We start from the raw sequence: 12,912 nt of genomic DNA on the forward strand, positions 1-12,912 counted from the left end.
TGGGGGATTAGGCTGCTTTCGGGATGGATAATGAAGCGCGTTTGCATATCACTGATTTCAGCGTCCTGCCGGTTAGGTGTGCTACTTTCTCATCGGCATCCTTGCCGAGCAGCCGCAATTCCGTTTCTGTCCAGCGTCGCGCTGGGCGGTTGGATATTAGTGCGATTCCCATCGAAGAAGCTTTTGCGTAAATCGACTGAAGAGAGCGTTCAAGCTTTTCAGCTATCAGGTCGCCGGGCATGTATCCGGCAACCTCTCTCATAAACTGCTCTTCATATCCTTCCCATGGTTCATAGGGTTTCATCATTGAATCCCCCACTGGTCACCAAATTTGAAGCCTAAAACGTCAAGAGCCTCATCCATGGTCTTAATGAATTGGGGTATCTTCAACTCAAAGGCATCCTGAAACTCATTGTCTTTGTCGATAATGATTGAGTGCATGTTCTCGCGGCGCATGCGCGGGTCATAATTGCTAAACCACCACTGATCACATCCTGCGACCCACATGGAGTATTGAACCTGTGCCATGTACTCCTTTTTAACCGCCTCAATACCGCCAAGGCGAAACTTAACGTACTGAGATGATGTGTAAGGTGACTTAAGCTCAAGTCCTCTCCCGTCGCTGCACATGCCATCAGGTGAGCATGCACAGCGCATTGATTCATCCTTGTAATAAATAGGTGGCTGGGTAGTTGTCAGGTCGTTTTCAAACTCAAAAAGAAACCTTGCAGCCTCTTCGTGTTTCTTCCCCCAAAGCAGGGGGCGAGCGGGTATTTCGTCGGGGATTCTTCCCGTACAGACTTCAGCAATCAAATCCATCATGTATGTTTCAGCCATGCCAGATAGAACGCCTGCATCCTTGTCCTTTTTTGACTTTGGTTCTGTCAAAATATCGCCAACTCTTGAAGCTGTAATGCATGCTAACCGGCACATTTTCCACTCGTCGCTTCCTTGCTCGATAGCGGAAATATCAAAGCCAAGCCTCTGTGATGCTATTGCGTTGCTAAGCATTTGCGGCCTCCTTGCTATTGGCTAACCGGCGCTCCATGCTTGATATAAGCATCCCTGCTTCTTCGTTAGTCAGTTCAGATTGGTTATTAACTTCACGTCCTGTGAGTGTTTTGCATGCTTTTTTTAGACTGTCGAATGTGGAATTAACCTGGATAAGAATGGAGTTAATTCTATCGTTTTGCTCAGCCGTTATTGGCGTAACATCTCGCTCAGGCGACTTTGCATTATCGAAGTTATTTCCCTCACCGCCTTCCGTATTGACATAATCAATAGCCGCATCCAGACGTTCACGGCGGGGCCAGTATTTGCTTGCTCTCTTGACGATGGTCTTCCGTGCCATCTCTTCCCAAAAGTTTTTCCATGGGCCATTTTTTGCCTTGCTGGTAGCTTCAGTTGCTTTAATTTCTGCGAGGCTCATTTCTTCTGTAAGGTAGTCACCATCCGGTGTTTTTATAGTGCAATAGCCACCAACAACAGTTCCTCTGTCGCCAAATGTGTTGTACTTATGAGTCGGGGCGCAATCCAATCCATTGGATTCATACGTATCATTTGAGTAAACGAGTTTGCATTGACCCCACTTAATAGCCCCTGTCGCTTGAGCCAAGTGAAGAAGGCCCATATAGCTGATATCAAGGCACACCATGCCGTCGCGAGGAACCAGATAGGCCAGCTTACTGGCTGGGTTCAATGTGATGCCAATTGCCGCCACGTTGATAATTGCGTTCTGTGCACTAGCTGGATTGGCTATCGCTGTTTTTGTCAGATATTCATTTCTCTGGAAAAGCTGCACAGCGAATTGGCTTTCCTTAGCCCATGTCACTCCCTGATCCGTCAGTGCACTGGAGAATAGCGGTTCCTGTTGCTTTACAAATTCAACAATACTGAAGCTCATCACGCCGCCTCCCCATGCCCGTCAATCATCATTGCTCGCTCGTACTTCGCTGCAATAAGCATTGAGTCCCATAAAAATTGAGATGCCATTTCTTGGAAGTCAGAGTTATTAAGCATTAGGTGAAGCACCTTATGGTTTAAGTCACAGAAGCCGACCTGTTTAAACAGCGCCTCAATGTGCTTAATCTTGATTTCGGTATTCAGCTCGGCGGTTCGCGCTTCCAGCGCTTTCTCATCGCGAGAATCAAATCCTTTTGTGATTTTATCGAGAGCCATAATTTGAGATACGTTCATTTCAACCCCCGATAAAATAAGCAATTTGCAACTTGCCACAGGTCGTTATTACCAACGCGGCGAGCATCAACCGCGAGCAATTGAAGTGCTTTTACGATATCCATTAAGGCTCACCTCGCTGATTAAGTGTTTTGGCAATCCAGAGCAGAAGTTCTATAAGTGGATTGCGTGGTGGTTCATCAGAGCAGACCACGCAAGGCCACCCTGCACAAATTAGCTGTTGCATGGGTTGTTCCTAATAAAGTTTGTTTATTTTCGCCCACAGCAAAACACCGACAGTTGTCAGTTATTTACTCTGGGGATTGGTGGGGGTGGTGAGGGTTAGTCCTGAAATTGGTTCTGAATGCTTTCGAGAAGATTAGTCACTGCATCGCGATAAAAATCAGCGTAAGGCTCATCTTCCCACTCTGTTTCGCTGCTTTGAGTTAATTCCGTTAACTCATTCCAAAGCTCAACGGCTAAGGCTTCTTGATTGATGTCATCCACATTAAGTATTCCGTCCCTGAATGAGGCTCTAATCAACTTCCCGCCGAGAATCTCAGTGGCTTTACTTATTGCCGGTTCTTTTCCATCCTCGAACTCAACAACAAAAGTCATCTTTCCCATATATCACCCTCTCGCCTTAATCATTGCGTCTGCCATCTGGTAGGCTTCTTCTGCTAAGTCATCGTTGCTGTACAATCTTTCAGGGCTCGCGCTTACACCCTGCATGTACTTAGCTGCCATGTAATCGCGCAGTTGCATACCAAGCCCAATGTGCGCCGTATTATTCAAATCACCACACCACGGAAACGCTGGGCCGCCTGTTTTAATTTCATCTGTCATACATCACCTCATCTAGTGGTCTTATTGCTGCCACCGGTTAAGTGGCAGGGGTAAGGTCACTGGTCATTCAAATTCATTCCAGCAGATATATGCTTCCTCTGGACTATCAACCTCTGCATGACCTTCCAAACCGCACGATGGGCATGCGGCCTTATCGTTGAAATTAATCATCCCGACTGGTGCGGAGGTTTCTACAATCACAGGGCTGTGGTCACATCGCTCACAATTCAGCCATGCTATTTCACGCTTTTCCTTACTCATCATTCATTCCTCATTTACCCGCCAATAAAAAAGGCCGCGTTATGCGACCCTGATAATTTGTGCTGGGGTATTTAGCCACGCCCAGCCGTGGTTTCCCTACTTTCCACAGTCAAAGGAAATTGATATGTTGGTTATTCCACAGTCAAAATAAGGAATTGAGAATGTCAGAACCTATTTCTGATCCAACAGTTTTACCTGAGAAGGCTGCGCTACAACTGGTAGTAGAGTTAATTCGTGGAGATAAAGTGCCAATGCACAGCTCTGGTAATATGGATAATCTGTTAAAAATGTATGACCAAGCTGTACAGCATTTCAAAAAGGATAAGCAATAAGAAGATATTCCTTACTAATCACTGAGTAATTCTTCAAAAGCAGTGCGGACGGCGGCGGCAATCTCTTTTGCTTTCTCCGTTTGCACTGTGGTGCAAAGAACTAATTGTTCTTCCAATTGTTTAGCCAAACACTGGGCTGCGACAACTTGAACTGCTACTTCCATATTCTTAATTTTCATCTCTTACCCCTTAACTATGTGGTGGGATTCTAAATAAGCGGGATGCTTTTGCCGATGTTGATGATTAATTGTCGAACCAGAAAACGATTCGGTGGTTGTCGCCGTCAACACCGTTAAATGATGAAATAATTGAATCAAGACAATTTGCCATGATAAAAGCCGCTGGTACGTCGATATCGAAATCAACATAACTGCTACTGCCACCCATGCGGCAGTATGGGTAAAGCAGGTTCCAGTCTGGGCTGCCAGATCGGATGCTATCTTGAAGCTTTTTAAGTTGATCTCTTTCCATCATGCCGGTGACATTGATGCTCGCCTTCTGGATAAATTCACTCATATCCTTGAGTTCATGCAGATACAAATAGCTGTGAGAGTGACCATCGCCTTCCCAGCGAGCGCTATTGTCTGCAACCTCTTTGCAGGCATTAAAAGGTATTCCGCGCTGCTTGAATGCAAATGGTATTTCACAGCGAACACCCTCACTTAAAAGCCCAAACAATTTGTAGTTGCGGTCAGTGAATCTATTTCGCCATGGGACTTCAAAGTAAACACCGTCATCGCCGTCGTCTTGCTCTTCCCACACATCAGCTGTAACCCAATCCCCTGAGACTTTTTTCTCACGGTATAAATGAATATCGCATCCCATTATGAAATCCTCGGTGGAGCCCTAACGGGCTGTTAATGATTCTGACTTACGGAAGCCTGCTGCAAACTTAGCTACCTGTGGTAAGCAGGTCTTACCGCCAGACTTCTTTGCTGTAGGCTCCGTGAAGCATTTACGACGCGCATCCCTTATCTTTGCTAGGTCACAATCTTTCGCGCCCCTGTGGTGCTTCTCGATGTGCATAAGCGGTATCCTTGGATTGAAGTTCAACCCACACACCGGACAGCGAATTTCATTCTTCATACTCACCTCTCATTTAGAGAACTTATTACTGCCGCCTCGAACTGACAGCGACAGGGTATAAATTCACTTCTCCTTTAAAGAACACTTAGCGGTCGATCCCTCTCGGGGCCGGAAGTGATTACATCGCTCACCTCGGTGCGTGTTGCTTAGTTGGCGTCCTGCCGTGTTGATGGAATAGATAATAGCTTTGGATATATTCCATGTAAATAGCTAAAGATATAATTATATAGATAAAGCTATTTAGCTATTGATTGATAAAGTAATTTATTTTTAATAAATATGCAGACGTGACTCATCGCACCTGGCAATCAGGCGTGAAAAGTGTGAGGTGAGTAGTGTTTAAAGCGGGTAGGGTGGTGAGTAGTTGGTGTTTTTCATGTCAGCCGGGTTTACATTCTGGTGCCGTTCTGTCAGCCGATGGGGATCGGGGTGGGCACCAAAAGAGGATTATCTCAATCGTACGATAGTAATATCAGTATGTTAGGGTGATTACCAAGTGGGGATCGGAACACCAAAATCGACAACAAAATATTCCTGAAATTATTCCATCTTTAGATTACAGGCACAAAAACCCGGCATCTGGGCCGGGTACGATGGGCTAGTAATGAGCTAAACCAGCATCACCGAATAATGAATGACTCGACCAATGATCTTCACATCATCCATATCCGCTTCCTCATCCGGGAACTCTTCTTTGTTGTAGCTTCGAATGCTTAACTTTTTGCCTGGCATCCGGTAAAGCAGCTTAACCCTAAAAAAATCATCCTGGTCTATCGCGTAAATCCCACCGTCAACGATGCGCTTATTGGCGTTATCAACCGTTACAGTCGTTCCATTGGGAAGTACTGGCTCCATGCTATTGCCATGAACAGGGAAGGCCATGACGCTCTTTGGATCTGCTCCAGCCCTGCGTAAGGTGGTCTTTGAAAATCGCAACTTAAAACCATTGTGATCTTCGTTGTTTTCGCAACCACTCCCAGCTGCTAGCTCTATGCTTTTATAGTAAGGAATTTCTACGTCATCCTCTCCAAGCGGGGTGGAACTGTCCCATACCTCAACTCCAACCCATTCGCTTTCAGGCGGGATTGTTGAATCTGGATGGTGTGGCTTTGCGCCATCTTCGCGCATTGGTTCTATTCCTTCACTAAGCCATTCAGGGCGAACGCCTAACACTCTGGCTATCTGAACGGATTTCCTTGAAGAACTGGCTTTTCCTGAAGTTAGTTTCCATACGCTAGGTTGTGCCATACCTACGGCCTCAGCAAGTGAACCCTGAGTAAACCCACCTTCTTTCATGGCTAGATTTAGCCGATCTGCAAAAGTCATTTTTTCCATTCGCATAGTTTATAGCCGCAGCTATACCCAATCAAATATCTAAAGCTATTTACAATATGAATAGCTTTGGCTATTATTCCTGTATCTACAAAAGCAGGAGTTATTTATGGTCAACGAAGCTATTAAGTCGGCTATTAACATCGTGGGGAGCCAGCAGAAACTTGCTGAAGCCTGTGAGGTTAAACAGCCCTCCGTATGGTCTTGGTTGCATGGGAAGAAAAAGGTTTCCGCCGAAAATGCAAAACGTATTGAGAAGGCGACCAAAGGACTAATCCCTGCATACCGAATCCGCCCTGATTTGACTGACTTATTCCCTCACCCGGAACAAGCAGCTTAACAACAACTTAGTAACCGAACGACCCGGTATACGGTCGGGTGCCCGGCGTGGTCAAGGTTGACTGTCAATGGCGCGCAAAAAATAACACTACCAAAGTGACAAGCTCACAGCTTTGTCACGTAACAACATCTAACAAGGGAAGAGTACGCAATGGAACGTGCAAAAACACGCAAAAGAAATTCAGTTGAATTTATTGGTCGCCATCTCCTTTCATCGGCTCACCACGCCTTAAGTCATACACGACAAACGGTAGTTGCAAAGCTACTCAGTGTTGCCGACTCAACAGTCATGCGACGCGCTGAGAAGTACCCAGAAATCATGGAGCAATTAGCGGCGAGTGGTGTTCAGGACTTCGTGATGGAAGGTGAGAAGAAGCTACCGATTGATCAGTACCGGTATCTGATGACCATTTCAATGGAGTTTGCAAAGTATCAGTTAGAAATCACCGGCAGTGACGCTAACTCACTTGCTGCTTAGGAGGTGTCATGAACCACATCCAATTTATCGAACACAACATCAAGCAAGAGCTTCTAGCGGCTGGGTACTCGTTACCAATCGCTCAGGGGGGGGCAAGTTTTGGAGTTGACCACTATCGGCGCTGCTCACAGGCAAGCGCAAAGGGAAAGATGTTTGATGACTGCTTACGGCTTGCTAAGGCGTGGGCAATTAAGAACACAACGGCGGCTGATAAAGCCGAAGCAAAGAAAGCCAAAGCTAGGAAGCCAGTCAACAGGACTCCAGCTTTGTTCTAAAGAAAATGCCCCAACAGCGCGAACTGTCAGGGCATCAATGCAAATTAACTGGATCAATTCACAGGAGTAATTATGAACGAGAAGCCAATACTTTTCAATTCCGAAATGGTTCAAGCCATTCTCAGTGGTCGCAAGACACAGACGAGACGAATTATCAAACTCCCGCTTATCGATAAGAACATGGGTTGTGAACTGGCTGGGAATGAATTAGCCGGAGAGGTTAACGCGGGTGACTACAGAAATTGTCCGCTTGGTAAGCCCGGCGATCAGTTATGGGTTCGCGAGTGTTTTTCGGACCTCGAAGACTTCGATTTTTTCAATCCTTCAGTGCCCGATGTCATCTCTGATTATTGGTATTGGGCAGACGGCAATCCTGAGTGGGGGAACTGGACGAAGCCTAAGCCGTCGATTCATATGCCGCGCAGAGCTTCCCGCATCAACCTGCTAATCACTGGCGTTCGTGTTGAGCGGTTGAATGATATCAGTGATGCGGATGCACTGGCTGAAGGTGTAGACGCTGATTATCTTGCTGAATCTCAAGACCATTATGACTGTATTGCTGACCATAATATGACTGGCAGACCAACTGCAAAAGGTTATTTCAGCAGCTTATGGCAGTCCATCTACGGAGAGGAAAGCTGGGAAGCTAACCCATGGGTATGGGTAATTGAGTTTGAGCGCATGGAGGCCAAATGATGCGAAAGAAAACTAACGCAAAACAGCGAGAAGTTACTCAGCAGCGTTCTGCAAAGCCGGACGAGTTAGTCATGGTCTGCGTGGACAATCCAATATTCGGTCACAAGCTCGTTGAGAAATTCAAGGAGCTTAAGGCTATGCAGGGGAAAGCCAATGAGTAACGTCTTAGCGTTTCGTCAACCAGACACAGTAAGGCCGGAGGCAACCGGTAAGGGGTTTGCCTTGATGCATAGGAAAATAATGGATCTGCCTTTCTACAGGACGGATTCTGAAGCGGTTCACTTGTGGTTCCATTTCATACTTATCGCCAATCACGCACCGGCAATAATTAATACTGAGTTGGGTGATGTCATGGTTCGCCGTGGTGAATTTATGACCGGTCGCAATAAGCTGGAACTGGCAACCGGTATTACCGGTAACCGCATTAAATATCTCATCGGTAAATTTGAAAAACTTGGGATGATCACCAAGTCAACCACCAAGAAATTCTCACTAATTTACGTCACAAAATACGACGAATATCAGCCAAATATTGTGCCAACAGATTACCAACAAAGTGCCAACGCAAAGCCGCTTGTACCAAGCGCTGGCGCAGAGGTTGTGCCAACAGATTACCAACAAAGTGCCACAAACAATGAAATACTAAATACTAACTTAATATCTAAAGATATTAAGTGTGCAACTGGCGACTCAAAAACGGTCAATCAGGGACAAAAGATTTCCTGCGAAGAAGTCTGGCAATGCCTGAAAGAAGAGCTACCCGAAGCTAGAGGTTGGCGAGTAATGGACGATGACCGGCGCAACCTGATTAGACGCTTTTGGGCTAAGGCAAACAAAATTGCCCGTCAGATGGATAACGGTCAGCCGCTTACGATGCAGGGGTTCAGGGAATATCTCCAGTACATCAGCGAGAACTGCCGCTGGATGCTGGAAGACCGCCCTGATAACCGCAGTGGCAAGACATGGCGCAGGATGAAGTTTGATAGCTTCCTGTCAGAAAAGCTTTACCGGGATGTACGCGAAGGAGACAAGGATGACCGTTGATTACAAAACACCACCACATAACCTCGATGCTGAACAAAGCGTTCTTGGCGGCCTGATGCTGGATGACGGCAGTGATAACGTCGCTAAAGTCCTGTCCATGCTGAAACCAGAATCGTTTTACACCCGCCCGCACCAAGTTATTTTTGCTGAAATTAAAGACTTGGTTAGCAGGCAGATCCCTATTGACCTTCTGACTCTGTTCAACCAAATGGAGAACAAGGGGATCAGCAGCACTGTAGGCGGTTTTGCTTACATGGCAGAGCTATCGAAGAACACCCCCAGCGCCGCGAATATCGTGCACTACGCGATGGAAGTCCGCGATAAGGCGATCACTCGTTACAGCATTGCCAAAACCAATGCGATGACCGAGTTGCTTTATGCCAACAACGGCATGACAGCAACGCAAAAGCTTGAGGCAATACAGGCGCTATCTACCGAGATTACGGATCACGCCAAGACAGGTAACCGCAGAGGGCTGCGAACATTCGAAAGTGTGTTCTCAGATTGGGTTGATGTTGTTGATCAGCGACTTTCCGGTGACCCGCGAGCCATTGGACTAACCAGCGGGATAGCATCACTGGACGCCATGCTGGAACCTAAGCGAATTGTGAAAGGTTCACTGTTCGTGGTCGGTGCCCGCCCCAAAATGGGTAAGACAACGCTCTATTCAAACATGGCAATCAACTGCGCGCTGAATGAGAACCTCCCTGCGCTGGCGTTTAGTCTTGAAATGCCTGGAGTGCAGCTTGGCGAAGGTATGATCTCTCAAGCCTCTGGGGTATCCAGCAGTAATTTTTATCTTGATGGGTACGACGATAACCGTTTTGCATTGGCATCTGCGAAAGGGTTAGAGCTGGCAAGAAGTGGAAATTTGTATATCGACGATACGCCGGGCATTCCACTGTCCCACATAGTTTCTGAGTGCCGCCGCATCAAGCGCGAACGTGGTGTTGTAGGCATGGTGTTGGTTGATTACCTCACACTGATGACCGCCGAAAAAGCAGACCGTAATGATCTGGCTTACGGGATGATCACCAAGGGGCTAAAGAACCTCGCCAAAGAGCTGGATTGTGTTGTCGTTCTGCTGACTCAGCTAAACCGTGATTTAGAAAAGCGCGTCAATAAGCGGCCTCAACCAAGCGACTCCCGCGACACAGGACAGATTGAGCAAGACTGTGATTACTGGCTGGGGATATACCGCGAAGGTGCTTACGACGAGAACGCCAATCAGCAGGATACAGAGTTACTACTCCGGCTTAACCGGCACGGAAGCGGCGGTGTTGTATTCGTTGAGCAGCGCCACGGCGCAATCTATGACTGCAACCAGGAGCAGGCTAAAGCTAAGGCTGCTGAATCTGAGCGCCGGTCAACTAAAAAACAAGGTGGTTTCTGATGGACATAACTAAATCGCGGGAAGAGTTTGAAGAAAAATTCCCGATGCCAAAGCACGTGATCAGATGTGGCTCGGGATATGCAGTGACTAGCTACGGTGCTTGGGCAGCTAACTCATATCTTGATTTGTGGGAGGGCTGGAAAGCCAGCCGTGAAAGCATCGAGGTGGAGTTGCCTAAACGTAATGCCGACGCTTACACAGAAAGAGATTGGGATGGAAATCACGGCGGGCGCTCCAGAAACAACACGCTTGACGAGTGCGCCGAAGCCCTCCGCACTGCCGGTATTCGAATCAAGGGTGATTGAAAGTCTTAAAGGGGAAATTATATGCATAGCGTAGATACTACAAAAATGACCGACTGCTATCAATGCAACGGTATTAAAAAGACGGTACACACAGATAGCGATATCGATAATGTTTTTTATGATGGTGATGCAGTTGTTTGTCGTTCATGCGGTGGATTTGGGGTTATCAGAATCAACTCTGATGATAATGCAGATATTGAATGGGATTATCAATGAATCAAGGGAGAGAGTGAATGAGTGAACTAGCCAATCAAATAATTGACGTTTTCAAGAAATACAAAGAATGGCAGGACGAGAATTTAGGTGCGGGATACCCAGTGCAAATGGCTACGTGGAATATTCGAAACCACCTGGAGAATGAGCACAAACAAAAATTCAGTTGCGCCGATATCAGAAAGGAAATTAAAGGAATGCCGGCCATCTGTCTGGACGAATACTATTCACGCCGCGGCAATTCAGTATGGAGATACACAGCATGAAATCATTAGATAGTTTCACTGTAGAAGAAATTGAAGAAATTATAAGTTCCTGCCAGCAAGAAATTCACAACACGCCAACCAGCGATGAGTTTCCTGTAAGCCCTCGATTACTGCTTTCACTGGCCCGAATCGCGTTAGCTGCAAAGAGGGCTGATCCGTGGGGGTATGAAGTTTCCGGGAAATTATTCAACAGTCTTTTCGCTGCCGGTAATTACGCCAGCGAAATGCGATGCGATACGTTGGCGCTCTACACCACCCCACAGTTGAACTCTCCGGAGATACCGGATGGTTGGAAGCTGGTGCCGATTGCGCCGACACGCCAAATGATGTCGCAAGGGCATTTTGCTATGGGCGGAACTGATAGAGGTAAATTTATGCGCATATATCAAGCCATGCTAGCCGCCGCGCCGGAGAAGCCACTATGACCAGTGAGTGGTTTTATTTCTTAGGTGCCATATGTTCCGGAATATTCTTCGTATGGCTAATTTGGCTATCTCACCCGAGCAGGTAGATATTTAATGCAAATCGAAATGGTCAAGAATGCCGGTGGCGTTTTTGTTCCAGCGTTCGATCATGACTTACCCAGGTTAACCAAGTTCAAAAACGGCGAGATGTACACTGCCGATATTAAGCTAACTCGAAACCCCGCCTTTCACCGAAAGATGTTTGCCTTCTTTAACTTCTGCTTTGCTCATTGGGCGGCAGAGAGTGCTGGTTATGAATTCACAGACGAATATACCCAGAAAAAAGAATTCAGGAACAACCTGACTATTCTGGCTGGATTTTTTGACGTCGTGACAACCATCAAAGGCGAAACAAAGGTGAGGGCAAAGAGCTTGGCTTACGCGAACATGGAGCCTGACGAGTTCGAACGCTGCTACAACGCAATGGTTAACGCCGCAATAAAACACCTGTTTGGTCGCACGACTGACCAGAACATTATCAACCAACTTTATAGCTACTTCTGAGGTGGCACATGATTACTCTGATATTAGTCGCAGCTTATTTCTGGATGGCTGGCGTTGTATCTGAATGGGCTCATGACATTCAAGGCAGTAAAGAAACAGTTGCGGGGTATGCAAGGGCGTTTTGCATTGGCATCACATGGCCCTATTGGATTTTCCTGTGCAAATCAGGAAGGCGGCATGAATGAGCCGACAACGAAGTCCCACCCAGATAGCCATAGACAACCTGATATTCCGCAAGACCTCTCGAACCAAGCCAACCAAACAAATCCCCGCCAGCCAGATACCAACCTATGACCCGGTACCGGTATTGCTGCGCGCAAAATTCGACAGAGTAAGGAGAACGCGATGAGTGAGCAGTCATTAACTCACGATGAGCTATGCCTGATAGCTGAAAAGTTTCTCAGGAACAACGGATTTAAAGTGGCATTTCATGATCGCTTTGTTGCCGCCGTATCAACTGGAGAACAGCCCGATGCAATAGGGTTTAGAAATCTGGCGTCATGCTTGATTGAGGCGAAATGCTCCCGCTCTGATTTTTTGGCAGACAAGAAAAAGCGTTTTCGTATTAATCCAGATCTAGGTATGGGCGACTGGCGGTTCTTTATCTGTGAACCGGGAATTATCAGTGCCAATGACCTGCCGCAAGGGTGGGGGTTATTGCACGTAAAGAACGGACGAGTTTACAAGGTGCACGGCTGGCCCGGTAACGCCATGTGGTGTTCTACAGCCTATAAGCCATTCAAGGCTAATAAACAGGCCGAATGCGACCTCATGTACAGCGCCCTACGAAGAATGCAAATCAGAGGTCACTTATCTGAAGTCTATGACGGACTGCCAAAGCCGGAGGTTAGCCATGCCTGAACTCCCCCAATCAATATGTATCTTCTGCTTTCTGATGCTTAA

Annotated in this window: 25 protein-coding genes; 15 read left to right on the forward strand and 10 right to left on the reverse strand. The window is 46.8% G+C overall.

The window, feature by feature from the left end; translation table 11 throughout:
- Positions 1-7: 7 nt before the first annotated feature.
- From Q2T71_RS07965 to Q2T71_RS07995, 7 genes are all read right to left on the reverse strand, one after another.
- Positions 8-307: a hypothetical protein gene (locus Q2T71_RS07965; protein WP_372558694.1), complete on the reverse strand. Its 300-nt coding sequence runs from the start codon at positions 305-307 to the stop codon at positions 8-10.
- Positions 304-1,011, reverse strand: a complete 708-nt coding sequence (locus Q2T71_RS07970) for a lambda exonuclease family protein (protein ID WP_372558695.1) — start codon at positions 1,009-1,011, stop codon at positions 304-306. Before Q2T71_RS07970 ends, Q2T71_RS07965 begins: the two co-directional genes overlap by 4 nt.
- Positions 1,004-1,903 (reverse strand): recombinase RecT, encoded by a 900-nt coding sequence (locus Q2T71_RS07975; RefSeq protein WP_372558696.1) that lies wholly within the window; start codon positions 1,901-1,903, stop codon positions 1,004-1,006. The genes Q2T71_RS07970 and Q2T71_RS07975 overlap by 8 nt, the downstream gene beginning before the upstream one ends.
- Positions 1,903-2,196 (reverse strand): hypothetical protein, encoded by a 294-nt coding sequence (locus Q2T71_RS07980; RefSeq protein ID WP_372558697.1) that lies wholly within the window; start codon positions 2,194-2,196, stop codon positions 1,903-1,905. The genes Q2T71_RS07975 and Q2T71_RS07980 overlap by 1 nt, the downstream gene beginning before the upstream one ends.
- Positions 2,197-2,517: 321 nt before the next feature.
- Positions 2,518-2,802 carry a hypothetical protein gene (locus tag Q2T71_RS07985; protein ID WP_049611665.1) on the reverse strand — a complete coding sequence of 95 codons (285 nt, stop codon included), beginning with the start codon at positions 2,800-2,802 and terminating at the stop codon, positions 2,518-2,520.
- A 3-nt stretch (positions 2,803-2,805) separates the two neighbouring features.
- Entirely contained in the window at positions 2,806-3,021 is a 216-nt protein-coding gene (locus tag Q2T71_RS07990; protein WP_372558698.1) for a hypothetical protein, read from the reverse strand.
- 63 nt (positions 3,022-3,084) lie between these two features.
- Entirely contained in the window at positions 3,085-3,282 is a 198-nt protein-coding gene (locus Q2T71_RS07995; protein ID WP_372558699.1) for a hypothetical protein, read from the reverse strand.
- A gap of 161 nt (positions 3,283-3,443) precedes the next feature.
- On the opposite strand from Q2T71_RS07995, the gene Q2T71_RS08000 reads away from it, so the two are divergent.
- The gene (locus tag Q2T71_RS08000; protein ID WP_108087569.1) at positions 3,444-3,614 is read left to right on the forward strand and encodes an ATP-NAD kinase; all 171 of its coding nucleotides are present in this window, start codon (positions 3,444-3,446) and stop codon (positions 3,612-3,614) included.
- Positions 3,615-3,628: 14 nt separating this feature from the next.
- Here Q2T71_RS08000 and Q2T71_RS08005 read toward each other — a convergent pair whose 3' ends face one another.
- From Q2T71_RS08005 to Q2T71_RS08015, 3 genes are all read right to left on the reverse strand, one after another.
- Entirely contained in the window at positions 3,629-3,793 is a 165-nt protein-coding gene (locus Q2T71_RS08005) for a hypothetical protein (RefSeq protein ID WP_372558700.1), read from the reverse strand.
- Between the two features lie 64 nt (positions 3,794-3,857).
- A complete protein-coding gene (locus Q2T71_RS08010; protein ID WP_372558701.1) occupies positions 3,858-4,439 on the reverse strand; it encodes a hypothetical protein in 582 nt (193 codons plus the stop codon).
- A gap of 870 nt (positions 4,440-5,309) precedes the next feature.
- Complete coding sequence (locus Q2T71_RS08015) at positions 5,310-6,035, reverse strand: XRE family transcriptional regulator (protein ID WP_372559881.1); 726 nt, start codon at positions 6,033-6,035, stop codon at positions 5,310-5,312.
- A gap of 106 nt (positions 6,036-6,141) precedes the next feature.
- Between Q2T71_RS08015 and Q2T71_RS08020 the strand changes: the two genes are divergently transcribed.
- From Q2T71_RS08020 to Q2T71_RS08085, 14 genes are all read left to right on the forward strand, one after another.
- On the forward strand, positions 6,142-6,372 hold the full coding sequence (locus tag Q2T71_RS08020; protein WP_050136668.1) for a helix-turn-helix domain-containing protein: 231 nt from the start codon (positions 6,142-6,144) through the stop codon (positions 6,370-6,372).
- Positions 6,373-6,522: 150 nt separating this feature from the next.
- The gene (locus Q2T71_RS08025; protein WP_372558702.1) at positions 6,523-6,849 is read left to right on the forward strand and encodes a hypothetical protein; all 327 of its coding nucleotides are present in this window, start codon (positions 6,523-6,525) and stop codon (positions 6,847-6,849) included.
- 8 nt (positions 6,850-6,857) lie between these two features.
- Positions 6,858-7,124, forward strand: coding sequence for a hypothetical protein (locus Q2T71_RS08030; RefSeq protein ID WP_372558703.1), 267 nt, complete (start codon positions 6,858-6,860; stop codon positions 7,122-7,124).
- Positions 7,125-7,196: 72 nt separating this feature from the next.
- Entirely contained in the window at positions 7,197-7,820 is a 624-nt protein-coding gene (locus tag Q2T71_RS08035) for a morphogenetic protein (RefSeq protein ID WP_372558704.1), read from the forward strand.
- A complete protein-coding gene (locus tag Q2T71_RS08040) occupies positions 7,817-7,981 on the forward strand; it encodes a hypothetical protein (RefSeq protein WP_372558705.1) in 165 nt (54 codons plus the stop codon). The genes Q2T71_RS08035 and Q2T71_RS08040 overlap by 4 nt, the downstream gene beginning before the upstream one ends.
- Positions 7,974-8,864, forward strand: a complete 891-nt coding sequence (locus Q2T71_RS08045; protein ID WP_372558706.1) for a DNA replication protein — start codon at positions 7,974-7,976, stop codon at positions 8,862-8,864. Before Q2T71_RS08040 ends, Q2T71_RS08045 begins: the two co-directional genes overlap by 8 nt.
- Positions 8,854-10,257: a DnaB-like helicase C-terminal domain-containing protein gene (locus tag Q2T71_RS08050; RefSeq protein ID WP_372558707.1), complete on the forward strand. Its 1,404-nt coding sequence runs from the start codon at positions 8,854-8,856 to the stop codon at positions 10,255-10,257. Before Q2T71_RS08045 ends, Q2T71_RS08050 begins: the two co-directional genes overlap by 11 nt.
- Positions 10,257-10,562: a hypothetical protein gene (locus tag Q2T71_RS08055; protein WP_372558708.1), complete on the forward strand. Its 306-nt coding sequence runs from the start codon at positions 10,257-10,259 to the stop codon at positions 10,560-10,562. Before Q2T71_RS08050 ends, Q2T71_RS08055 begins: the two co-directional genes overlap by 1 nt.
- Before the next feature lie 21 nt (positions 10,563-10,583).
- Complete coding sequence (locus Q2T71_RS08060; protein ID WP_372558709.1) at positions 10,584-10,778, forward strand: hypothetical protein; 195 nt, start codon at positions 10,584-10,586, stop codon at positions 10,776-10,778.
- 17 nt (positions 10,779-10,795) lie between these two features.
- Positions 10,796-11,041, forward strand: coding sequence for a hypothetical protein (locus tag Q2T71_RS08065; protein WP_372558710.1), 246 nt, complete (start codon positions 10,796-10,798; stop codon positions 11,039-11,041).
- The gene (locus Q2T71_RS08070; protein ID WP_372558711.1) at positions 11,038-11,466 is read left to right on the forward strand and encodes a hypothetical protein; all 429 of its coding nucleotides are present in this window, start codon (positions 11,038-11,040) and stop codon (positions 11,464-11,466) included. The genes Q2T71_RS08065 and Q2T71_RS08070 overlap by 4 nt, the downstream gene beginning before the upstream one ends.
- A gap of 93 nt (positions 11,467-11,559) precedes the next feature.
- Positions 11,560-12,009: a DUF1367 family protein gene (locus Q2T71_RS08075; protein WP_219655600.1), complete on the forward strand. Its 450-nt coding sequence runs from the start codon at positions 11,560-11,562 to the stop codon at positions 12,007-12,009.
- A 181-nt stretch (positions 12,010-12,190) separates the two neighbouring features.
- The gene (locus Q2T71_RS08080) at positions 12,191-12,358 is read left to right on the forward strand and encodes a hypothetical protein (protein ID WP_372558712.1); all 168 of its coding nucleotides are present in this window, start codon (positions 12,191-12,193) and stop codon (positions 12,356-12,358) included.
- The gene (locus Q2T71_RS08085) at positions 12,355-12,870 is read left to right on the forward strand and encodes a hypothetical protein (protein WP_372558713.1); all 516 of its coding nucleotides are present in this window, start codon (positions 12,355-12,357) and stop codon (positions 12,868-12,870) included. The genes Q2T71_RS08080 and Q2T71_RS08085 overlap by 4 nt, the downstream gene beginning before the upstream one ends.
- The last annotated feature ends 42 nt before the right edge of the window (positions 12,871-12,912 follow it).

It is taken from the genome of Yersinia sp. 1652 StPb PI, from assembly GCF_041538345.1.
In the GTDB taxonomy this organism is placed as follows: Bacteria; Pseudomonadota; Gammaproteobacteria; order Enterobacterales; family Enterobacteriaceae; genus Yersinia; species Yersinia enterocolitica_E.